Origin of the sequence: Streptomyces humidus (assembly GCF_014649655.1) — a bacterium.
Classification (GTDB): domain Bacteria; phylum Actinomycetota; class Actinomycetes; order Streptomycetales; family Streptomycetaceae; genus Streptomyces; species Streptomyces humidus.
On record NZ_BMTL01000017.1, the window covers coordinates 93,056 to 113,521 of the forward strand.

The following is a 20,466-nucleotide window of genomic DNA, read 5'->3' on the forward strand; positions in this document are numbered from 1 at the left end:
GCCTGACCGAACGGAGTGAGCTGGCGCACACCTGCCGTAGAGTTGAGGCCGGTCGATACATGACCGCGGAAGATCGGAAGGGCAGCAGGCGTGACCGTCGACGACACGGGCTCCGGCGCGGGCGAGGACGGCCGGGGCAACCTGCCGGCCGCCGAACCCGGCGAGCCGGGCGACTCCGGTGAGGACCCGCACCCTCTCGCGCTGCGCCTCGAACAGCTCATCCTCGGCGCGGAGCGGCGCTACACCCCCTTCCAGGCCGCCCGCAGCGCCGGCGTGTCCATGGAGCTGGCGTCGCGCTTCTGGCGGGCCATGGGCTTCGCCGACATCGGGCAGGCCAGGGCGCTCACCGAGGCCGACGTCCTCGCCCTGCGCCGACTGGCGGGCCTCGTCGAGGCGGGACTGCTGAGCGAGGCGATGGCCGTGCAGGTGGCCCGCTCCACCGGGCAGACCACCGCCCGGCTGGCGGAGTGGCAGATCGACTCCTTCCTGGAGGGCCTGACCGAGCCGCCCGAGCCGGGCATGACCCGCACCGAGGTCACCTATCCCATCGTCGAGCTGCTGCTGCCCGAGCTGGAGGAGTTCCTCGTCTACGTCTGGCGCCGGCAGCTCGCGGCCTCGGCCGGCCGGGTCGTGCAGGCCGCGGACGACGAGGAGATGGTCGACCGCCGGCTCGCCGTCTGCTTCGCCGACCTGGTCGGCTTCACCCGGCTGACCCGGCGTATGGAGGAGGAGGAGCTCGGCGAACTGGTGGAGGCCTTCGAGACCACCTGCGCCGACCTGGTGGCCGCCCGCGGCGGGCGCCTGATCAAGACCCTCGGCGACGAGGTGCTGTACGCGGCCGACGACGCGGGCACCGCCGCCGACATCGCGCTGCTGCTGGTCGAGACGATGAGCAACGACGAGACGATGCCCGAGCTGCGCGTCGGCATGGCGTTCGGCACGGTCACCACCCGGATGGGCGATGTCTTCGGCACAACGGTCAACCTGGCCTCCCGGCTGACGTCGATAGCTCCCCGCGACGCCGTCCTGGTCGACAGCGCCTTCGCCGAGGAGCTCGTCCGCACCGGCGACGCCCCGGCCTCCGAGGCGGAGGCCGCCGAGGAGGCGGCCGCGGCGGAGAAGGAGGGCGAGGAGCCCCCGAAGTATCGCTTCGCGCTGCAGCCGATGTGGCAGCGGCCGGTGCGTGGCCTGGGCGTGGTCGAGCCCTGGCTGCTCACCCGCCGCGGAGACCCGGACGGCTAGACCGTCCCCGGCGGCCTGACCGTCCCCGGCCGTCCTGCGTGCTCCTGGTGTCCTCACGGGCGCCGCGGGCCGTTCCGGAGTTCCGGCAGGGGCGCTCCCAGCGGGTCCACGCACAGGCCGACGACCGGGACGCAGACGCCCGGCTGCCACGGGGGTGCGGGCGGCACCGAGGCCGGGGCGGGGGCGGGTTCCGGCGTAGAAGGAGGGCGAGGGGCCTCGGACGCCACGGGCGCGGGCTGCGGCGCGCCGGGCGCGTGGGGTGTGCCGGCCGGGTGAGGCGTCGGCGCCGCGCCGGGTGCGGACGGGGTGGGGGCGGCGCCCGGGGTGAGGGCTGCGGACGGCGGCGAGCCGGAGGCGCCCGGCGGCAGACCGGCGCCGGGGGCCGGGCCGGCGCTCGCGCCGCCCATCGCGCTGGGCGCGGTCGGGGACGGCGCGGCGGTGGTCGCGGCCCCGGCCGGGCGGCCGGGTGCGGCGCCGGCCCCGGTGCTCGCGACGGGATCGCTCTGCGGATCGGCCTCGGCGGCGCGCGTCCCGACGGGACCGCCCGCGTCGGGGGTCAGCCGCACCAGGCTCAGCACCCCCGCCGCCACGGCGAGGCCGCCGGCGGCGAACAGCGCCTTGTGGGGGCGGGGGCGGCGATGCCTGCCACGGGGGCGCTGCGCCCACGGCCGGTCGGTCCCGGCCTTCGCCGGGGCCGTCACGTCCTGTGCCGTCGGGTCCGGCCCGGTCCGCGTGCTCGTCATCGCGTTTCCTCCCGGAGGCGATCGCGCCCCGCTGCGCCGAGGCGCACGCACGTTATGCGCTCCCGTGGGCGGTGCGGGGCGAGTTGGGCGGGATATCACTCGAACGGGTGATCGGGATTCTCGGGGGGAACGGGTTCACCCTTTCGCCGCCGGGCCCGGGCTGGGATGATCGGGCCACAGTCTGTTAACCATCGTTAACCCGGAGGGTGTCGTGAGCGGTGTCGTGGGTGTCGGGGACGAGGAGCGGTTCGGGGAGTTCGTGGCGGTGCGCCGGCACGGGGACGGCGGGCACGTCGCGGAGCTGGCCCTCGACCGGCCGAAGGCCATGAACGCCGTCTCCACCGACATGGCCAGTTCGATCGCCGGGGCCTGCGCGGCGCTGGGCGGGGACCGGGAGGTCCGGGTGGTCGTGCTGACCTCGACGCACGAGCGGGCGTTCTGCGTCGGCGCCGACCTCAAGGAGCGCAACTCCCTCAGCGACGCCGAGCTGGTCCGCCAGCGCCCGCTCGCGCGCGGGGCCTACACCGGGGTCCTGGAGCTGCCGGTGCCCACGGTCGCGGCGGTGCACGGCTTCGCGCTGGGCGGCGGTTTCGAGCTGGCGCTCTCCTGCGACCTGATCGTGGCCGACGGCACGGCGGTGGTGGGGCTGCCCGAGGTGTCGGTGGGCGTGATCCCGGGCGGCGGCGGGACGCAGTTGCTGCCGCGCCGGGTGGGGGCGGCCCGGGCGGCCGAGCTCGTCTTCACCGCCCGTCGGGTGGCGGCGGCCGAGGCCCGCGAGCTGGGGCTGGTGGACGTCCTGGTGGAGGAGGGGCGGGACCGGGAGGAGGCGCTGGCGCTGGCCGCGCGCATCGCCGCCCACTCGCCGGTGGGCCTGCGGGCGGCGAAGCGGGCGCTGCGGCTCGGGCAGGGGCTGGACCTGCGGGCCGGGCTGGAGGTCGAGGACGCGGCGTGGCGGTCGGTGGCGTTCTCGGGGGACCGGGCGGAGGGGGTGGCCGCGTTCAACGAGAAGCGGAAGCCGCAGTGGCCGGGCGAATGAGCCCGCGGGGAAGGCCGCCGTCACTCCCCGTGCCCCTCCGTGTCTCTTTTCCATCGGATTGTCCCTAGCCTGGGGTGATGGGCGAGGGCAGGGGGTGAGCGCGATGGGTGAGGACAGCCGCCTCGTGGCCGTGGTGGCGCTCGCGCAGGGCATGGCGGCCGCGCGCACCCCCCGCGAGTCCTGGCGGGCGGCGGCGCTCGGCGCGTGCCACGCGCTGTCCGGGGATTTCGCCGCGCTCTCGGTGTGGGAGCGCGACCTCGGGCGGCTGCGCGTTCTGGCCAACGTGGGCGACCGGGCCGCCGACGAGGCGGAGTTCCCCGAGGCCGAGGCCTACCCGGTGCATCAGTTCCCCGAGATCACCGAGTTCCTGCACGAGCGCTGGGCGGCCGGCGGCGAGCCCGACGCCTGGGTGGAGACGGCCCGGGGGCCGGCCGCCGGCCGCCCCGGCTACTGTCACCAGAGGGTCGCCGCCCTGCGCCGCCGGGGCCGCGGCTCCTGCGTGGTCGCGCCGATCGTGCTGCACGGCCGGGCCTGGGGCGAGCTGTACGTGGCGCGCTCCGCCGGCGCGCCCGTCTTCGGCCGTGCCGACGCCGACTTCGCCACCGTCCTGGCCGCCGTCGTCGCCGCCGGGCTCGCGCAGACGGAGCGGCTGGAGGAGGCCCGCCGGCTCGCCTTCACCGACGCCCTGACCGGTCTGGCCAACCGCAGGTCCGTCGACGTGCGGCTGGAGGAGGCGGTCGAGCGGCACCGCGCGGACGGCGTCGTGGTCAGCCTCGTCGTGTGCGATCTCAACGGGCTGAAGCGGGTCAACGACACCCGGGGGCACGCCGTCGGGGACCGGCTGCTGGAGCGGTTCGGGTCGGTGCTCTCGCTGTGCGGGGCGATGCTGCCGGGCACGCTGGCCGCCCGGCTGGGCGGGGACGAGTTCTGTCTGCTGGCCGTGGGCCCGCCCGCCGACGACGTCGTCAGGGTCGCCGGAGAGCTCTGCCGCCGGGCCGCCGAGCTGGAACTCGGCGAGGGGGTGGCCTGCGGGGTCGCCTCCACCCAGGACCCCATCGGGCCGGTGGGCTCGGCGCGGCGGCTGTTCCGGCTGGCCGATGCCGCGCAGTACCGGGCCAAGGCGGTGCGGGCCGCCGTGCCGGTGGTCGCCGGGCGGGAGGGGCCTGAGGATCCCGTGGTGCGGCTGGCCGACGAGCCGCCGTCGGAGCGCGAGCGGACCGCCGAGCGACGCAGGTTCCGGGGGCGGCGCTGACGGTGTGACGCAGTCGGTAAGGGGCGAACCCCGCCTCCACTGGTGACATCCTCGTCTTCAGTCATTACGCTCCTGAATATGGATATGCACACTGTGGTGGTGGGGACGCACGGCGTGACCGCGTCCGACGTGCTCGCCGTGGCGCGCGGCGGCGCGCGCGTCGAGCTCTCCGAGGAGGCGGTGGCGGCCCTCGCCGCGGCCCGCGAGATCGTGGAGGCGCTGGCGGCCAAGCCCGAGCCCGTCTACGGCGTCTCCACCGGGTTCGGCGCCCTCGCCACCCGGCACATCAGCCCGGAGCTGCGCGCCCGGCTCCAGCGCAACATCGTCCGCTCGCACGCCGCCGGCATGGGCCCGCAGGTGGAGCGCGAGGTCGTCCGGGCGCTGATGTTCCTGCGGCTGAAGACCGTCTGCTCCGGGCGCACCGGCGTCCGGCCCGAGGTCGCGCAGACCATGGCCGACGTCCTCAACGCCGGCATCACCCCGGTCGTGCACGAGTACGGCTCCCTGGGCTGCTCCGGCGACCTGGCCCCGCTCTCGCACTGCGCCCTCACGCTCATGGGCGAGGGTGACGCGGAGGGCCCGGACGGCGTCGTCCGGCCCGCCGGCGATCTGCTCGCCGAGCACGGCATCGCCCCCGTCGAGCTGCGCGAGAAGGAGGGCCTGGCGCTGCTCAACGGCACCGACGGCATGCTCGGCATGCTCGTCATGGCCCTCGCCGACCTCGACATGCTCTACAAGTCCGCCGACGTCACGGCCGCGCTGTCGCTGGAGGCTCTCCTCGGCACCGACAAGGTCCTCGCCCCCGAGCTGCACGCCATCCGCCCGCACCCGGGCCAGGGCGCCTCGGCCGCCAACATGCTGGCCGTGCTGGCGGGTTCGGAACTCACCGGCCACCACCAGGACGACGCGCCCCGCGTCCAGGACGCCTACTCGGTGCGCTGCGCGCCGCAGGTCGCCGGCGCGGGCCGCGACACCATGGCGCACGCCCGGCTCGTCGCCGAGCGGGAGCTGGCCTCCGCCGTCGACAACCCGGTCGTTCTCGCCGACGGCAGGGTGGAGTCCAACGGGAACTTCCACGGCGCGCCGGTGGCCTACGTCCTGGACTTCCTCGCCATCGCCGTCGCCGACCTCGCCTCCATCGCCGAGCGGCGCACCGACCGGCTGCTGGACAAGAACCGCAGCCACGGCCTGCCGCCGTTCCTCGCGGACGACGCCGGCGTCGACTCCGGGCTGATGATCGCCCAGTACACGCAGGCCGCGCTGGTCAGCGAGTTGAAGCGGCTGGCCGTGCCGGCGTCCGCCGACTCGATCCCGTCCTCCGCGATGCAGGAGGACCATGTGTCGATGGGCTGGTCCGCGGCCCGCAAGCTGCGCACCGCCGTCGACAACCTCACGCGCGTGATCGCCGTCGAGCTGTACGCCGCCACGCGCGGCGTCGAGCTGCGCGAGGGACTGACCCCGGCGCCCGCGAGCCGGGCCGTCATCGAGGCCGTGCGCAAGGCGGGCGTCCAGGGACCCGGACCGGACCGGTTCCTCGCGCCCGACCTCGCGGCGGCGGACGCGTTCGTGCGCGGCGGAGGCGTGGTCGCCGCCGTGGAGACGGTCACCGGCCCGCTGAGGTAGGGCCGCCACGGCACGGAGCCCCGCCCTCGCGTCCGTGCGGCGCGAGGGCGGGGCCCCGGTGTGCGGCGGGAGTCACCTGATCTTCGCGACCTGCGCGGCGACGACGGCGGCCGGTACGGCGGACGACTTGCCGGTGGACGTGAGCGAGGCGAAGTCCACCGTGTAGAACGAGGCCACGGTGTTGCCCTTGCGCACCACCTGGGTGTGGAAGGTGGCCGATTCCCCGCCGTCGACGTCGGAGTCGACGCTGAACGCCACGGACTCGTCACCGCTTCCCGGGGCCTTCTCCGAAGCGACCTTGGTGATCTTCTGCTTCTCGCCCTGGGCGGCGACGCCGAACCCGCCGGAACAGGCCGCGACGCCGTCGGAGACCGACTTGAAGGCCTTCTCCGCGCCGTCGCCCTCGTACGAGGAGAGGCCCACGAAGGTCAGGCTGACCTTGAACGCGTTCTCGAGGTCGGACTGGCTGATGTCCTCGGGGGCCTTGGTGGCGGCGGCCGAGGCGTTGTCCTCGGTCAGCGTGTTGCTCGCCTGGGAGTCCGTGTCGCCCGGCGCGAGACCCGATATGGCGTAGGCGAGCGGCGCGCACGCCTCCTCGTCGGTCTTCACCGCGCTCTTGGAGGCCGGCAGGGTGTCGTCGCCCGAGGTGACCTTGTAGCCCTTGATCTCGCCCTGGGCGAGCAGCAGCTTCTCCAACTCGGCCTTGGGCAGCGCCTTGGCGGCCGAGGAGGCGGTGGAGGAGGCCGAGCCCTCGGCTTCGCCGGCGTCCTTCGCCCCGTCGTCGGAGCAGGCGGTCAGGAGGGAGAGTGACAGTGCGCCGATGGCGGCGGTGGCGCACAGCCGTGTCCCCGTTGATCTCTTCATGAGCGAACTATGAAGAATCCGTCAAAGGTCAGTCAAGTTCATTCAAAAACCAAGACGTTCCCGGCGGATCGAGTAGAAGACGAAGCCCGCGCCCAGGGCGAGCAGGGTGGTACCGCCCACGACGTAGGGGGTCGTGTCGAAGCTTCCGGTGTCGGCGAGCCGGGGGCCGTCGTCGGTGGTGGCGTCGGCCGCGGTGTCGGCGGCGGTGTCGACCGCGGCTTCGGCGGCGGTGCCGGTCGCGGTGTCGGACTCGGCCCGGACGACCGTCAGGGCCGACTCCTCGCCGACGGTCGCACGGGACGCGCGGGTCGCCCCGGTCGTGGTCGTCGACGCGGCCCGTGCCTGGGTCGTGACCTGCGTCGTCGTCTCCGTTCTGACCGGGGCGTCCTGGGACGCGTTGGCGGACGGGACGAACCACAGGGCGCCCAGCAGGGTCCCCGCGGCGGTGGCGGTCAGCAACGGACGGCGAGCGGATGACACGGAATATCGATCCCCTTGTGACGCTGGCGAATTGGCCGTGTGGCCCGATGCTAATGAAAGGCGCGGGTCGCGGGAAAGCTGCGGGAGCCGTGAGCCGTACGCTCCGGCCATGAGCACTGAAGAGTCATCACGTTTTGTGCGGATCCGAGTGGAAATTCTCCTCGAAATTCATGACGAGGACGCCGTGACCGCGGCGGCGCTGCGGCGGATCGCCGAGGACGAGGGGGTCCCGGACTCCGAGCGCGCGCATGTCGAGGGCGCTGTGACGGAGGACACCGCGGAGGCCCTGGCCTACCTCGTCGACCCGTTCGACCTGGTCGGCGAGGTCGAGGGAGTGGAACTCCAGCAGGCCTCCTGGTCCAGTGAGCGGGTCGAGTACGACCCCGATTCGCCGGAGTGGGACCTCGACGACGACGACGTCGACGAAGATGGGGGCCTGGACGACGAGTCCGACGGCGAAGTGCGCGGCATCGGCTGAGCGTTCCGGGAAACCCGGGACCCCGGACGGCAACCGCGGGCCGGGGTCCCGTCGTCTCAGGGGGCGCACGAGTGAACATCCGCACCATGCGTGCCACGAACGTGGCATGCCCCACATCTTCGGAGAATGTGGAACGGGACGAACCGCTCGTGGCGTTGGTGTTCCCGACGGGGGCTCCCGGGTTTCAGGCAATCGGCAACGATGGAGAAGCGTGTGATGACGGACAGTAGGCGGCGTCGAGGTCTGATGGCCGCGTCCGCCCTGCTCGGCGGTGTTCTGGTGCTCTCTGCGTGTTCCGGCGGTGACAGTGGCGCCTCGGACGGCGGAGGCGGCTCCTCACAGGCCAAGGCCGACGAGGCGGCGGCGCAGAAGTCCTCCCAGGCCCAGATCAAGATCACACCGGCGGACGGCTCGAACAACGCCTCCATCAACAACTCGGCGGCCGTCACGGTGAGCAAGGGAACGCTCTCCTCCGTGACGATGACCACCGCCGACGGCAAGGCCGTGGTCGAGGGCACGCTCTCCGCCGACAAGACCAGCTGGAAGCCCAACCAGCAGCTGGAGCGCTCCACCACCTACAAGGTGGCGGCCGAGGCGAAGGACTCCGGCGGCCTGGTGGCCCACGAGAACGCCTCCTTCACCACGGTCTCCCCGGACAACAGCTTCATAGCCAACTTCACGCCGGAGGACGGCTCGACCGTCGGCGTGGGCATGCCCGTGTCGATCAACTTCAACAAGGCGATCACCGACAAGGCGGCCGTCCAGAAGGGCGTCACCGTCACCTCCACCAGCGGTCAGGAGGTCGTCTGTCACTGGTTCTCCACCCAGCGCATGGACTGCCGTCCGCAGGACTACTGGAAGGAGAACTCCACCGTCACGCTGAAGCTCGCGCTCGACGGTGTGGAGGGCGCCAAGGGCGTCATCGGCGTCCAGCAGAAGACGGTCACCTTCAAGATCGGCCGGAACCAGGTCTCCTTCGTCGACGCGAAGACCAAGCAGATGAAGGTCACGCACAACGGCGCGGTCGTCAAGACCATCCCGATCTCCGCCGGTTCGCCCGACAACAAGACGTACGAGGGCCAGATGGTGATGTCGGAGAAGTTCAAGGAGACGCGCATGAACGGCGCGACCGTGGGCTTCACCGACGACGACGGCAAGGGCGAGTACGACATCAAGGACGTGCCGCACGCCATCCGCCTCACCAACTCCGGCACCTTCGTGCACGGCAACTACTGGGGCGCGAAGTCCATCTTCGGCTCGGTCAACACCAGCCACGGCTGCGTGGGCCTGTCCGACACCAAGGGCGCCGACGACAAGGGCACGGCGGGGTACTGGTTCTACACCAACTCGATCGTCGGCGACGTCGTGGTGGTCAAGAACACCGGCGACAAGACCGTGGCCCCGGACAACGGCCTCAACGGCTGGAACATGGACTGGGCCCAGTGGAAGGCGGGTTCGGCCGTCTGACGGGCCGTCCTGACAGCCCGGCCACAGCTTTCCGGTGCCGCCCCCAGGGGCGGCACCGGTGTTTCCGGGTCCGCCGCACCCTTCTCATCGTTCTCTTATTCCGGCCTTATCCAGTCATCACGCGCCGTACCTAGCTTGCGGTCATGTTCTTCACCTACCTGAGGCGCGAACTGCGCCGCCGCAGAAGAGCGGCCCTCGTCGTCGCCTCCGGTCTCGCGCTGGGCATCGCGCTGGTCGTCGTGGTCTCCTCCGTGTCCACCGGCATGAGCAGGGCCCAGGACAAGGTCCTGCAGTCCCTGTACGGCCTCGGCACGGACATGACGGTCACCAAGGCCGCCTCGCCCACCGCGAACGCCTCCGACCGGCCGCGCTTCCGGTTCGACGCGCAGGACGACGACTCCGGCGCGCAGCAGAGCACCGACCGCGTCATGGTGCAGGGCTTCCAGACCCTGCCGACGACGACCGTCGCCCAGGTCGGGAAGCAGAGCGGGGTCGCCGACGCGGTCGGCGGACTGAGCCTGCGCGTCATCAAGATCGACGGCCAGTTCACCCGCGGCCAGGTCCAGCAGAACGGCGGCGGCCGGGGCGCCCCCGGGGGCGGCCGGGGGAGCGGCGAGCAGCAGGGCGAAGTGCAGGGCGGCGGTGCGGACTTCGGCGTCGAGAACTACTCCGTCTACGGCACCGACGTCACCGAGCCCGAACTCGGCCCGCTGACCTCCTCCACGATCACCGGCGGCCGCACCTTCACGTCCTCCGAGACCGACGGCAAGGTCGCCGTCGTCGACTCGGCGTACGCCAGGGAGAAGTCGCTCAAGGTCGGCTCCACGCTCACCGTCAGCGGCGTCAAGTTCTCGGTGATCGGCGTCGCCACGGCCGACAGCGGCGACGCCGCCGCCGACGTCTACATCCCGCTGACCCGGGCCCAGACCCTCAGCGACTCGAAGAACAAGGTCACCACGATCTACGTCAAGGCGACCGACTCCAAGAAGATCGACAGCGTCAAGTCCGAAATCCAGAAGAACGTCTCGGGGACGACGGTCACCACCTCCGCCGACCTCGCCGACACCGTCTCCGGCTCCCTCTCCACGGCCTCCTCCCTCGCCGCCGACGTCGGCAAGTGGCTGTCCGTCGCCGTGCTGATCGCCGCCTTCCTGGTCGCCGGCCTGCTCACCTCCTCGGCTGTCTCCCGGCGCGTGCGCGAGTTCGGCACGCTGAAGGCGCTCGGCTGGAGGTCGGGCCGGGTCACCCGGCAGGTGGCCGGCGAGGCCATGGTCAACGGCCTGCTGGGCGGGGCCCTGGGAATCGCGCTCGGTCTGGCGGGCGCGTACGCCGTGACCGCGATCAGCCCCACGTTGCAGGCCCAGTTGGGCGGCGGCGGTGGCGGCGGAGGTCAGGGCGGTCCCGGCGGCTTCGGCGGTGGCGGTCGCCAGGCGGCCAGGACCCTCGACGTGGCGCTGACGGCGCCCGTGAGCGTCACGACGGTGGCCGTCGCGGTGGGCCTCGCCGTGGCCGGTGGCCTGATCGCGGGGGCCTTCGGCGGCTGGCGCGCGTCGAGGCTGCGCCCGGCGGACGCGCTGCGCCGCGTCGAGTAGCCGACCCGGCGCCGCGCGGCGTCGTGTGCCCGGCCCGGCGTCGCGTGCCCGGCCCGGCCCGGCGCTGTGCCGCGTGGCCGACCCACCCACCGAACCCGAGGAGTTGCAGTCCCATGTACGAACTCAGAGGCGTCACCAAGCGCTACACCCGCGGCAAGGACACCGTCCACGCCCTCGACGGGGTCGACCTGACCGTCCCGGACGGCGACCGGCTCGTCATCCAGGGCCCCACCGGCGGCGGCAAGTCCACGCTGCTGCAGATGATCGGCGCGCTCGACCGGCCCACCGAGGGCGAGATCGTCCTCGACGGCGTCGACCTGGCCAAGCTCTCCGAGACCAGGCTGACGAAGGTGCGCAGCGAGAACATCGGCTTCGTCTTCCAGTCCTTCAACCTCATCCCGACGCTCACCGCCCGGGAGAACGTCGAGACGGCGCTCGTCCCGCTCGGGGTGAAGGCCGGGGAGCGGCGCGAGCGGGCCGCCGAGGCGCTGAGGTCCGTGGGCCTCGGCGAGCGCCTCGGCCACCTGCCGTCCGAGCTGTCCGGCGGCCAGCAGCAGCGCGTCGCGATCGCCCGCGCGCTGGTCAAACAGCCCAAGGTGCTGCTCGCCGACGAGCCCACGGGCAACCTCGACGAGAGCATGCGCGACGAGATCATGGACGTCCTGCACAGCATGTGGGAGGAGCACGGGCTCACCTTCGTCATGGTCACCCACGACTCCGCGATCGCGCGGAAGGCCCCGCGGGTGGCGACCATCCGCAAGGGGAGGATCACGGTGAAGGAGAACGCGGCGTCGCGGTGAGCCGGTCCGCGAGGGCGCCCGGGGACCGCACTCGCGACAGCGGTCCCCGGCAGCCGTGCCGGAGGCCGGGCCGGGCGTCCGGCCGGGCCCGCGGTTCGCTGAGCGTCGAGAGAACGCCCGCCGGAACCCGCCGTTCCCCGCCTGCGCCGAGCGGGGCACCCGGCGCGCCGCACACCTCCGGGACCCGGACGCCGAACCGCCCGCCGGGCGGCCGGCGGCGGGGCGGCCCGGCGGCGACGGCGTCGACCGCCGGCGGTGCGGTCGGGTCCGCGCGCGGCGGCCCCGGCGCCGCCGCCCGCGGGAGTGCTCTCAGACGGAAGGAGTCTGCGACCCCGCACGGGTGGCGTCCACGCCCCAACTGGCCAGCAGCCGCAGCGCCTCCGCCGACGCCGACCCCGGCTCCGCGTGGTACGTCACCAGCGTCTGGTCACTGCCGTCCGACAGCCTGAACCCCTCGAAGTGCAGGGAGAGTTCGCCCACCAGCGGGTGCCGCATGTGCTTCACGCCGTGGTTCTTCTCCTTGACGTCGTGCGTCGCCCACAGCCGCCGGAAATCCTCGCTCTTCACCGACAGCTCGCCCACCAGCGCGGAGAGCCGCGGGTCGTCCGGATAGCAGCCCGCCTCCATGCGCAGGACGCAGACGATGTCGATCGCCTTCTGCTCCCAGTCCACGAAGAGGTCGCGGTAGTCGGGGCGCAGAAACGTCAGCCGGGCCCAGTTGCGCTCCGCCGCCGGCAGCTCACCCCAGTCGCCGAAGAGCGCCGCCGCCAGCCGGTTCCACGCGAGGATCTCCGAGCGCCGCCCGATGAGGTACGCCGGCACCGCGTCCATCGCGTCCAGCAGCTGCCGCAGCGCCGGCCGCGCCTGCGGGGACCGCGCCGTCTGCTTCTTCTTGTGCTTCGGCTTGGCGAGGTGGGTGAGGTGGGCGTGCTCGGCGTCCGTCAGCCGCAGGGCGCGGGCGATGGCGTCCAGCACCTCCGCCGACACGTTGCGCCCGTTGCCCTGCTCCAGGCGCGTGTAGTACGCCACCGACACGCCGGCCAGCTGCGCCAGCTCCTCGCGCCGCAGCCCCGGCACCCTGCGGTGCCGGCCGAAGTCGGGCAGCCCCACGTCCTGCGGCTTCAGCCGGGCCCGCCGGGTGCGCAGGAACTCGCTGAGCTCGGCTCGCCGGTCCAGCGAGGCGCCGGCGGGTTCGGGGCGTTCGTCCATGTCGTCCAGTATTCACGGTCGTACGTCCAGCATCCTGACCCCGCCAGTGATAGGCACAGCAGACGTACGCAAAGGCGTGACCTGGGTGAAACCCGCGCGGCGGGGCAGGCTGGACGTCATGCCCGGCCGGAAGGCAGGCCCGGCATGACGCAACCCCCCGCTAGGAGAACCCCGGCATGACCACCACCGTTGCCGCGTACGCCGCCCCCGCCGCCAAGGCTCCGCTGGAGCGCACGACCATCGAACGCCGTGCTGTCCGTGAGAACGACGTCCTGATCGACATCGAGTTCTCCGGGATCTGCCACTCCGACATCCACCAGGCCAGGGAGGGCTGGGGCGAGGCGATCTTCCCGATGGTGCCCGGCCACGAGATAGCGGGCGTCGTCTCCGAGGTCGGCCCCGGCGTGACCAGGTTCGCGGTCGGCGACCGGGTGGGCGTCGGCTGCCTCGTCGACTCCTGCCGCGAGTGCGACAACTGCAAGGCCGGCCACGAGCAGTACTGCACCGGCGGCAGCGTCGGCACGTACAACGCCGTCGGCAAGGACGGCGAGCCCACCTACGGCGGCTACGCGCGGAAGATCGTGGTCGACGAGAACTTCGTCGTCCGCATCCCCGACGGCCTCGCCCTGGACGTCGCCGCGCCGCTGCTGTGCGCCGGCATCACCACGTACTCCCCGCTGAAGCGCTGGAACGCCGGTCCCGGCAAGAAGGTCGCCGTCCTCGGCATGGGCGGCCTCGGCCACATGGCGGTCAAGATCGCCCACGCGCTCGGCGCCGAGGTGACCGTGCTGTCCCAGTCGCTGCGCAAGAAGGACGACGGCCTGAGGCTGGGCGCCGACCATTACTACGCCACCGCCGACGAGAAGACGTTCCAGGAACTGCGCGGCTCCTTCGACCTCATCCTCTCGACGGTCTCGGCCCCCCTGGACTTCAACGCCTACCTGTCGCTGCTGAAGGCGGAGGGCGCGCTGGTGAACGTGGGCGCCCCCGAGGAGCCGATCTCCCTCAACCTCTTCTCGGTGATCGGCGGCGGCAAGACCCTCGCCGGCTCCGCGATCGGCGGCATCGCGGAGACCCAGGAGATGCTGGACTTCTGCGCCGCGCACGGCCTGGGCGCCGAGATCGAGCTGATCGCCGCCGAGGAGATCAACGACGCCTACGAGCGGGTGCTCGCCAGCGACGTCCGCTACCGGTTCGTCATCGACGCCTCGACGATCTGACGGTCCCCCGAGTCCCCGTGCCCGTCCCTGGCAGATGACGGGTGCGCGGCGGGGCGGGCAGGGCCCCGGAGCACGCCTCCGGGGCCCTGCGGCCTCCGGGGCCGTGCCTGTGCCGGTGTTCTGGCCGGCGGCCCGGTGCGGCCCGGTGCGGCGCGGCGGTGCGGTGCGGTTCGGCGAGACGACCCTGACGGGCCTCCGCCGCCGGCGCTCCGACGTCTGCCGACGTGCTGACGTCCGATGGCGTCCGGCGAGGGGCGGCAGGACGGCGTCGCCGCGCGGCTGCCGGATCAGAGGGTGACGGCGAACGACTCCTCGTGGCCGTAGGACCGTACGACGACACCGCCGCCCGGAGCCGGGCGCAGGGAGTGGGCCCGACCGAGCCCCGCCACCCGCGCGCGCCCGTCCGCGACCTCGACCAGGGTGTTCTCGTCGACGGCCACCCCGTGCGCGAGCCGCCCGCCGGCCACGACGGCGGCCAGCCGGCCCGACGTGCCCCACTGCGCGGCGTGCACGTCCACCCCGAACGGCACGAGCCCCAGCCCGGGCCGTACCTCGACCTCCTCCAGATCCTCGGCCGCGTCCGGCGGACACACCGGGACCCCGTCCACCAGCCACCCCCCGACCACCGCGTCCTGCGCCGCGACCACGGCCCCGGCGGAGAACCCGGCGTACGGGAGGCCCCGCGCGGCGAGCGCCTCGCCCGCCCCGGCGGCGAACGCCTCCTGATAGGCGGGGGTCAGACCGCCGCAGACGATCACCCCGTCCACGTCCGCGAGGTCCTCCGCCAAGGCCCCGCCGTCGAACCGCTTTCCGACCGGCAGCAGCAGCGGCACGGGCGTGCACGCTCCCGCCCGGCGCAGTGCGACGTCGTACCGGTCGAACTGGCCGGTCCCGTCGCCCTCGTCGACGAGCACGCACAGGATCCGCGGAACGGCCCCCGCACCGCCGGCAGAACGCGCCGCCGCGGCCCGCAGGAACGGCCCGTGGACGACGCCGGCCACGGACTCGTCCCAGCCGCCGCCGACCAGGAACACCGCCGCCCGGCCCCCGTCCGTCGCTTCCCCGCTCACGCCCGCAGCCCCCGCAGTCCGTCGTGGGCGGCCATCATCATCTCCATGCCCCGGGTGTCGGCCGCGGGTTCGCGCATCTGGTTCGTCACGTACGCCACCGTCATACGCGACTCGGGCTCGATCATGACCGTCGAACCGCCCCAGCCGCCCCACCCGTAGGTGCCGCCGAAGCGGCCGTAGCCCAGGCCCCAGCTGACCGGCATGCCCAGGCGCCGGTCCTGGCCGCTGAACTGCTCCTGCCAGGCGCGCTCGCATCCCGCCCGCGACAGCAGCCGCACCCCGCCCACCGCACCGCCGCAGGCCGGAACCGACTGGACGAGGGCGACCGAGCGGGCGTTGCCGAAGCCGCTCGCGGCGGGGATCTGAGCCCGGCGCCAGGCCGCGCTGTTGCCGTCCCGCACCCGCAGCGCGGTCGGGGCGGGCGTCTCGTCCGGGACGGTCGACCGGTCCACGGTGTTCCGGGAATCCCGCGAGTCCGGGGCGCCGGAGGTGTCCGGGGAGCCGGGGGAGGCCGGGGCCGTCGACGGGTCGGAGCCCGCGTCGCTCGCGGCCGCGCCCGCGGTGTAGTCCTCGCCCAGGGAGGGCGGCGGGACCGCCGGGGCCACCCGGTGGTCGTGCTCGGCCGACAGCCCGATGTGGAAGTCCGCGCCCAGCGGACCCGCGATCTCGTCGGCGAAGAACGCGCCCGGCGTCCGGCCGGTGATCCGGCGGACGACCTCGCCGACGAGGAACCCCTGGGTGAGCGAGTGGTACCCGGCCGCGCTGCCCGGCTCCCACAGCGGCGCCTGCGCGGCCAGGCGCGTCGTGGCGGCCGTCCAGTCGTAGAGCTCCGCCACCGGCCAGACCCAGTCGGGCAGCCCCGCGGTGTGCGAGAGCACGTGCCGGACCAGTACCCGCTCCTTGCCCACCGCGGCGAACTCGGGCCAGTACCGGGCCACCGGCGCGTCCATGTCGAGCTCGCCCCGGTCCGCCAGCACCAGCGCGCACAGCGCCGTCATCGTCTTCGTGACGGACCAGACGTTGACGAGCGTGTCCCGCTGCCAGGGAACCGTGCGCCCGGCGTCGGCGAACCCGCCCCAGACGTCGACCACCGGCTCACCGTCCACGAACACGGCCACCGACCCGCCGACGTCCCCCTCGTCCAGCGACACGGCCAGCGCGGCGGGCACCGCGGCGAACAGATCGTCGTACGACCCCTGAATGTCAGCCATGACGCCATCTAGCCCCCGCGACCCCGCCCCCGGCAACCGAATTCCCGGCGAGTGGACGCACCCCTCGGCGCCGGGGGCCGGCCCCCGGCGAGCGGCGCCGCGGTCGTCTCCACCGCGAGCGGGCGAATGTCGCCCGGCTGCCCGAGGCGCGGCCAAGAGGCCCTTTCCCAGGTTGAGTTGAGTATGTGCCTGGGTACGTGCGCTCATGCCCGGCGGAGGCTCGCGCGGCGAGTATGGGCGGAGCGGCGCGAGGAGCGCCGGTCCGGTTCAGCTCGGACAGCCGTTCAGATCAGACGGTTGTTCAGACGGTTGTTCAGACAGTTACGGAGAATCCCATGTCCCGACGTATCGCTCTTTCCGTGGCCGCCGGTGTCGTCGTGCTCGGCGGCGCAGGCGCCTTCGCCCTCGCCCACGCCGACGGGCAGTCACCGGTGCTGGCGCACAGCACCGCCCGCTACAACGCTCCCGACGGCGACCGCGCCGGCTCGCTGACGTTCGTGACCGACGTGACGGCGTCTTCCGGCGTCAAGAGCGTCAAGGTCCTCGCATGGCCGGAGAAGTCGTCCTTCGCCGAGAAGGGGCCCACCGCCAAGGACATGGCCGACGTGGAGCAGGCCGTCTGCAAGCCCGCGCCCGCCGGCACGCACACCGTGCGGTGCACGTACACCGTCCCGGTCACCCGTGCCGACGCCCAGTCGTCACCGCGCGGCGGCTGGCACGTCTCCGTCCTGGCCACCGCCAAGGACGGCACCACCACGCTGGACCCCGAGGCGGCCGGCTTCACCGTCGGATGACCCCGAGCCGCCCGCCGCCGCGGAGTCAGTGGGGCATCGTCGCCGGGCTGCCGCCGTTCGCCTCGTAGCCCGCGACCGCCATCGCGCGGTAGACCGCGAACTCGCCGGCCGGGTCGGGGGAGAGGGACCAGGGCAGGGCGCCGACGTGGCCGTCCACGTGGACGATCTGGCTCATCGCCTCCGACCAGCGTTCGGAGCGCACCAGGAAGAACACGAGCAGGTGGCGGACGTGCGCCAGCATCGGGTCGTCGTGCCGGGCCGCCTGCACCGCGAACAGCGCGCCGTGCACCGCCTTGGTCACGACCTCGCTCTGGTAGAAGCTGCGGACCAGGTTCACCTCGGGGAGGTGCTCGAAGACCGCGAAGAGGGGCATCGCCGCGAGGAGGGAGCCCCGCGGGGCCCGCGCCGCCGCGGCTTCGGCGAAGCCGTACGCCAGCTCGCGCGAGCCGTGCCACTTCTCGCACCAGTAGGGCAGGGCCGCCAGATGCGCCCCCATGTGCGCCGGGTCGCGGTCCAGGATGTTCAGCCAGAGCTGCTCGAACTCCGTCTGCGAGTACCGCAGACCACGAGCCACCGACAGCTCGACGATGTACGGGACCGGGTCTTCCGGGGACAGCAGGGCGGCCTGGCCACAGGCGTCCCTCGCCTCCTCCATGATGATCCGGAAGTCGTCCGTGCCCGGCGTCGACGTCCGCCAGGCCTGCTGCACCAGGAACTCGGCCTGCACCGCCGCACCGCCCGCGTCCTTGGGCGCCTCGGTGCGCCACACCCGCAGCCACTGCCCGCCCGGGATCTCGCCGACGCCGCCCGGCCGCTGCTGCAGCTCCAGGGCCGCCGCGCCGGCGAAGGCCTGCACGCGCTGCCAGCGCAGCTCGCCCTTCGTCCCGGTGCCGGCCAGCAGCTGTTGCGCGGCACGGTAGGCCTGCGTGTGCTGCACCACGTCCAGGACGTCGAGCAGATCCTGGTCGGGGCCGGGCATGCGGATGTCCAGCTCCTCGGTGCGCACGAAACCGTACGCCGCCGGGTCGGCCGCGTCCGGATGGTCCGCCGGCACCAGCCCGACGACACCGCGCCGGCGCCGGACGAGCGACAGCATCACGTAGCCGATCAAGACCAGCGCCACCAGGCCCCACAGAATCTCCATGCCACAAGCGAACCAGACCGCGCCGACAATTGGCCAACCCGCCCCCGTCCCTGTGGAAAACCTCCGTCGCGGCCGGGGCGTGCGCGGTCCGCCGGGCGGCCGGCCCGCGCCGGCGCCGCGGGCGGACTACCCTCGGTGCCCATGAGCGACAGGCACATCAGTCAGCATTTCGAGACCCTCGCGATCCACGCCGGCAACACCGCAGATCCCCTCACGGGCGCGGTGGTCCCGCCGATCTACCAGGTCTCGACCTACAAGCAGGACGGCGTCGGCGGCCTGCGCGGCGGCTACGAGTACAGCCGCAGCGCCAACCCGACCAGGACCGCCCTGGAGGAGAACCTCGCGGCCCTGGAGGGCGGCTGCCGGGGTCTCGCGTTCGCTTCCGGACTGGCGGCCGAGGACTGCCTGTTGCGTACGCTGCTCAGCCCCGGCGACCACGTGGTCATCCCCAACGACGCCTACGGCGGCACGTTCCGCCTCTTTGCGAAGGTCGTCGCCCGGTGGGGCGTGGCCTGGTCGGTCGCCGACACCGCCGACCCGGCCGCCGTGCGCGCCGCGATCACTCCCAAGACCAAGGTCGTGTGGGTGGAGACCCCCTCCAACCCGCTCCTCGGCATCACCGACATCGCCGCCGTGGCCCAGGTCGCCCGGGACGCGGGCGCGAAGCTCGTCGTCGACAACACCTTCGCCACGCCGTACCTGCAGCAGCCGCTGTCGCTCGGCGCGGACGTCGTCGTGCACTCCCTGACCAAGTACATGGGCGGCCACTCGGACGTCGTCGGCGGCGCGCTGATCACCGGCGACGCCCAGCTGGGCGAGGAGCTGGCGTACCACCAGAACGCGATGGGCGCGGTCGCCGGGCCCTTCGACTCCTGGCTCGTGCTGCGCGGCGCCAAGACGCTGTCGGTGCGCATGGACCGGCACAGCGAGAACGCCGGCAAGGTCGCCGACATGCTGACCCGGCACGCGCGCGTGACGCACGTGCTCTACCCCGGCCTGCCGGAGCACCCCGGGCACGAGGTCGCGGCCAAGCAGATGCGGGCCTTCGGCGGCATGGTCTCCTTCCGGGTCACCGGCGGCGAGGAAGCGGCCGTCGAGGTGTGCAACCGGGCCAAGGTGTTCACCCTCGGCGAGTCCCTGGGCGGCGTCGAGTCCCTCATCGAGCACCCGGGGCGCATGACGCACGCGTCCGTGGCCGGCTCCGCCCTGGAGGTGCCCGCCGACCTCGTCCGTCTCTCCGTGGGCATCGAGAACGTCGAGGACCTCATCGAGGACCTGCAGCAGGCCCTCGGCTAGGCAGCACGGCCCGAGGCCGCCGGAGACAGGCGACCGGCGACAGACGGCCGGGGACGGCTTGCCCGGCACTCGGCGGGACCGGGCGGGCCACCGGGCGGCCGGTCCCGCCGAGTGCCGGAGCGAACGCCGGGGCTCACCAGTTCGTGAGCGGTGGAGTCGTCTGCGACGGCGGCTCCACCCAGGGCTGGACCACCGTCGCCCAGATCACGAACGCCACGATCGCCGCGGACAGCAGCAGCCAGCCCAGCCGCCGGGCGGTCCTGCGGCGTCGCACCAGGCGGCCGCCCCGGCGTACGACCTCCGGATGAAGCTCCGCCGGCACCGGCGGCGGCGTCCGCTCCATGATCCGGCGGACGGCGGCCTCCCGCTCGGCGCGGTTCACGAGGCGGCCGCCCTCGCGCGCGGTACCGCCGTCGGCTGCGCGCGGGGCGGGCGCAGCAGGTTCGTCGTGGCCCGGTCGCAGAGGGTGCGGACACGGTCAGCCGGCAGGCCGAGCAGCGCCGCCGCCTGCTCCTCGGCGACGCCCTCGTACAGCCTGAGGACCAGCACGAGACGCTCCTGCGGGGTGAGACGCGCCAGCGGGCCGACGGCCGCCGGGCGCTGCCGGGGACGGTCCGGAGACAGGCCGCGGCCCAAGGACAGGACGCGGCCCAGGGGCAGGGCGTCGTACAGGCGCCGCACGTACTCGTGCCAGGCGCCGTGGGCGAAGCGGGTGGCCAGCTGCTCGCGGGCGCGGTCGTACGGGTCCTCGCCGCGCAGCCGGTCCCAGCAGGCGTACGTGCGTGCGAGGGCGAGCGTCAGCAGGTGACGCGCGCGCGGGTTGTCCGCCGGGGACTCGGCCGTGAGCAGCGTGGCGGCGTGCAGCAGCCGTCCGCCCGCGCCGGCGACGAACGCCTCGAACTCCCTGGCCCGGCGGGTCTCCTGGGCCGCACGACTGTCTCGCAC

General features: G+C 73.4%; 20 protein-coding genes. 11 read left to right on the plus strand and 9 right to left on the minus strand.

Annotated elements, in window-relative coordinates:
• Positions 1 to 90 precede the first annotated feature (90 nt).
• Positions 91 to 1,242: an adenylate/guanylate cyclase domain-containing protein gene (locus IE239_RS20760; RefSeq protein ID WP_190150845.1), complete on the plus strand. Its 1,152-nt coding sequence runs from the start codon at positions 91 to 93 to the stop codon at positions 1,240 to 1,242.
• 53 nt (positions 1,243 to 1,295) lie between these two features.
• On the opposite strand, the gene IE239_RS20765 is transcribed toward IE239_RS20760, so the two are convergent.
• The gene (locus IE239_RS20765; protein WP_229878209.1) at positions 1,296 to 1,985 is read right to left on the minus strand and encodes a hypothetical protein; all 690 of its coding nucleotides are present in this window, start codon (positions 1,983 to 1,985) and stop codon (positions 1,296 to 1,298) included.
• A gap of 211 nt (positions 1,986 to 2,196) precedes the next feature.
• Here IE239_RS20765 and IE239_RS20770 point away from each other — a divergent pair, with 211 nt between their 5' ends.
• From IE239_RS20770 to hutH, 3 genes are all read left to right on the plus strand, one after another.
• Positions 2,197 to 3,021 (plus strand): enoyl-CoA hydratase/isomerase family protein, encoded by an 825-nt coding sequence (locus IE239_RS20770; protein WP_229878210.1) that lies wholly within the window; start codon positions 2,197 to 2,199, stop codon positions 3,019 to 3,021.
• A 103-nt stretch (positions 3,022 to 3,124) separates the two neighbouring features.
• The gene (locus tag IE239_RS20775) at positions 3,125 to 4,273 is read left to right on the plus strand and encodes a GGDEF domain-containing protein (protein WP_190150846.1); all 1,149 of its coding nucleotides are present in this window, start codon (positions 3,125 to 3,127) and stop codon (positions 4,271 to 4,273) included.
• A gap of 84 nt (positions 4,274 to 4,357) precedes the next feature.
• Positions 4,358 to 5,896: a histidine ammonia-lyase gene (gene hutH, locus IE239_RS20780; protein WP_190150939.1), complete on the plus strand. Its 1,539-nt coding sequence runs from the start codon at positions 4,358 to 4,360 to the stop codon at positions 5,894 to 5,896.
• 72 nt (positions 5,897 to 5,968) lie between these two features.
• Here hutH and IE239_RS20785 read toward each other — a convergent pair whose 3' ends face one another.
• Positions 5,969 to 6,760 (minus strand): hypothetical protein, encoded by a 792-nt coding sequence (locus tag IE239_RS20785; RefSeq protein WP_190150847.1) that lies wholly within the window; start codon positions 6,758 to 6,760, stop codon positions 5,969 to 5,971.
• A gap of 42 nt (positions 6,761 to 6,802) precedes the next feature.
• Positions 6,803 to 7,240, minus strand: coding sequence for an LPXTG cell wall anchor domain-containing protein (locus tag IE239_RS20790; RefSeq protein ID WP_229878211.1), 438 nt, complete (start codon positions 7,238 to 7,240; stop codon positions 6,803 to 6,805).
• A gap of 109 nt (positions 7,241 to 7,349) precedes the next feature.
• Here IE239_RS20790 and IE239_RS20795 point away from each other — a divergent pair, with 109 nt between their 5' ends.
• From IE239_RS20795 to IE239_RS20810, 4 genes are all read left to right on the plus strand, one after another.
• Positions 7,350 to 7,718: a hypothetical protein gene (locus IE239_RS20795; RefSeq protein WP_229878212.1), complete on the plus strand. Its 369-nt coding sequence runs from the start codon at positions 7,350 to 7,352 to the stop codon at positions 7,716 to 7,718.
• Between the two features lie 216 nt (positions 7,719 to 7,934).
• Positions 7,935 to 9,185, plus strand: coding sequence for a L,D-transpeptidase (locus tag IE239_RS20800; protein ID WP_229878213.1), 1,251 nt, complete (start codon positions 7,935 to 7,937; stop codon positions 9,183 to 9,185).
• A gap of 143 nt (positions 9,186 to 9,328) precedes the next feature.
• On the plus strand, positions 9,329 to 10,777 hold the full coding sequence (locus tag IE239_RS20805) for an ABC transporter permease (protein ID WP_190150851.1): 1,449 nt from the start codon (positions 9,329 to 9,331) through the stop codon (positions 10,775 to 10,777).
• A 113-nt stretch (positions 10,778 to 10,890) separates the two neighbouring features.
• Positions 10,891 to 11,577: an ABC transporter ATP-binding protein gene (locus tag IE239_RS20810; protein WP_190150852.1), complete on the plus strand. Its 687-nt coding sequence runs from the start codon at positions 10,891 to 10,893 to the stop codon at positions 11,575 to 11,577.
• A 309-nt stretch (positions 11,578 to 11,886) separates the two neighbouring features.
• Here the strand turns inward: IE239_RS20810 and IE239_RS20815 are convergent, their stop codons facing one another.
• The gene (locus IE239_RS20815) at positions 11,887 to 12,786 is read right to left on the minus strand and encodes a helix-turn-helix domain-containing protein (RefSeq protein WP_190150853.1); all 900 of its coding nucleotides are present in this window, start codon (positions 12,784 to 12,786) and stop codon (positions 11,887 to 11,889) included.
• 176 nt (positions 12,787 to 12,962) lie between these two features.
• Between IE239_RS20815 and IE239_RS20820 the strand changes: the two genes are divergently transcribed.
• On the plus strand, positions 12,963 to 14,006 hold the full coding sequence (locus tag IE239_RS20820) for an NAD(P)-dependent alcohol dehydrogenase (RefSeq protein ID WP_190150854.1): 1,044 nt from the start codon (positions 12,963 to 12,965) through the stop codon (positions 14,004 to 14,006).
• A 287-nt stretch (positions 14,007 to 14,293) separates the two neighbouring features.
• Here IE239_RS20820 and IE239_RS20825 read toward each other — a convergent pair whose 3' ends face one another.
• Together IE239_RS20825 and IE239_RS20830 are read right to left on the minus strand one after the other, a co-directional pair.
• Complete coding sequence (locus tag IE239_RS20825; RefSeq protein WP_229878214.1) at positions 14,294 to 15,076, minus strand: Type 1 glutamine amidotransferase-like domain-containing protein; 783 nt, start codon at positions 15,074 to 15,076, stop codon at positions 14,294 to 14,296.
• Entirely contained in the window at positions 15,073 to 16,287 is a 1,215-nt protein-coding gene (locus IE239_RS20830) for a serine hydrolase domain-containing protein (protein ID WP_190150855.1), read from the minus strand. Before IE239_RS20830 ends, IE239_RS20825 begins: the two co-directional genes overlap by 4 nt.
• 335 nt (positions 16,288 to 16,622) lie before the next feature.
• Between IE239_RS20830 and IE239_RS20835 the strand changes: the two genes are divergently transcribed.
• Positions 16,623 to 17,081 (plus strand): DUF5707 domain-containing protein, encoded by a 459-nt coding sequence (locus IE239_RS20835; RefSeq protein WP_190150856.1) that lies wholly within the window; start codon positions 16,623 to 16,625, stop codon positions 17,079 to 17,081.
• Positions 17,082 to 17,106: 25 nt separating this feature from the next.
• Here IE239_RS20835 and IE239_RS20840 read toward each other — a convergent pair whose 3' ends face one another.
• Positions 17,107 to 18,225, minus strand: coding sequence for a hypothetical protein (locus IE239_RS20840; RefSeq protein ID WP_190150857.1), 1,119 nt, complete (start codon positions 18,223 to 18,225; stop codon positions 17,107 to 17,109).
• A 141-nt stretch (positions 18,226 to 18,366) separates the two neighbouring features.
• On the opposite strand from IE239_RS20840, the gene IE239_RS20845 reads away from it, so the two are divergent.
• Positions 18,367 to 19,521 (plus strand): cystathionine gamma-synthase, encoded by a 1,155-nt coding sequence (locus IE239_RS20845; protein ID WP_190150858.1) that lies wholly within the window; start codon positions 18,367 to 18,369, stop codon positions 19,519 to 19,521.
• Between the two features lie 133 nt (positions 19,522 to 19,654).
• On the opposite strand, the gene IE239_RS20850 is transcribed toward IE239_RS20845, so the two are convergent.
• Both IE239_RS20850 and IE239_RS20855 read right to left on the minus strand, forming a co-directional pair.
• On the minus strand, positions 19,655 to 19,903 hold the full coding sequence (locus IE239_RS20850; RefSeq protein ID WP_190150859.1) for a hypothetical protein: 249 nt from the start codon (positions 19,901 to 19,903) through the stop codon (positions 19,655 to 19,657).
• Positions 19,900 to 20,466 (minus strand): sigma factor-like helix-turn-helix DNA-binding protein, encoded by a 567-nt coding sequence (locus tag IE239_RS20855; protein ID WP_190150860.1) that lies wholly within the window; start codon positions 20,464 to 20,466, stop codon positions 19,900 to 19,902. Before IE239_RS20855 ends, IE239_RS20850 begins: the two co-directional genes overlap by 4 nt.

Coding starts and splice junctions, on each gene's coding strand:
- IE239_RS20765 (WP_229878209.1), bottom strand. CDS start 1,985: ATGACGAGCACGCGGACCGGGCCGGACCCGACGGCACAGGACGTGACG.
- IE239_RS20775 (WP_190150846.1), top strand. CDS start 3,125: ATGGGTGAGGACAGCCGCCTCGTGGCCGTGGTGGCGCTCGCGCAGGGC.
- hutH (WP_190150939.1), top strand. CDS start 4,358: ATGCACACTGTGGTGGTGGGGACGCACGGCGTGACCGCGTCCGACGTG.
- IE239_RS20785 (WP_190150847.1), bottom strand. CDS start 6,760: ATGAAGAGATCAACGGGGACACGGCTGTGCGCCACCGCCGCCATCGGC.
- IE239_RS20795 (WP_229878212.1), top strand. CDS start 7,350: ATGAGCACTGAAGAGTCATCACGTTTTGTGCGGATCCGAGTGGAAATT.
- IE239_RS20800 (WP_229878213.1), top strand. CDS start 7,935: ATGACGGACAGTAGGCGGCGTCGAGGTCTGATGGCCGCGTCCGCCCTG.
- IE239_RS20805 (WP_190150851.1), top strand. CDS start 9,329: ATGTTCTTCACCTACCTGAGGCGCGAACTGCGCCGCCGCAGAAGAGCG.
- IE239_RS20810 (WP_190150852.1), top strand. CDS start 10,891: ATGTACGAACTCAGAGGCGTCACCAAGCGCTACACCCGCGGCAAGGAC.
- IE239_RS20815 (WP_190150853.1), bottom strand. CDS start 12,786: ATGGACGAACGCCCCGAACCCGCCGGCGCCTCGCTGGACCGGCGAGCC.
- IE239_RS20820 (WP_190150854.1), top strand. CDS start 12,963: ATGACCACCACCGTTGCCGCGTACGCCGCCCCCGCCGCCAAGGCTCCG.
- IE239_RS20830 (WP_190150855.1), bottom strand. CDS start 16,287: ATGGCTGACATTCAGGGGTCGTACGACGATCTGTTCGCCGCGGTGCCC.
- IE239_RS20835 (WP_190150856.1), top strand. CDS start 16,623: ATGTCCCGACGTATCGCTCTTTCCGTGGCCGCCGGTGTCGTCGTGCTC.
- IE239_RS20840 (WP_190150857.1), bottom strand. CDS start 18,225: ATGGAGATTCTGTGGGGCCTGGTGGCGCTGGTCTTGATCGGCTACGTG.
- IE239_RS20845 (WP_190150858.1), top strand. CDS start 18,367: ATGAGCGACAGGCACATCAGTCAGCATTTCGAGACCCTCGCGATCCAC.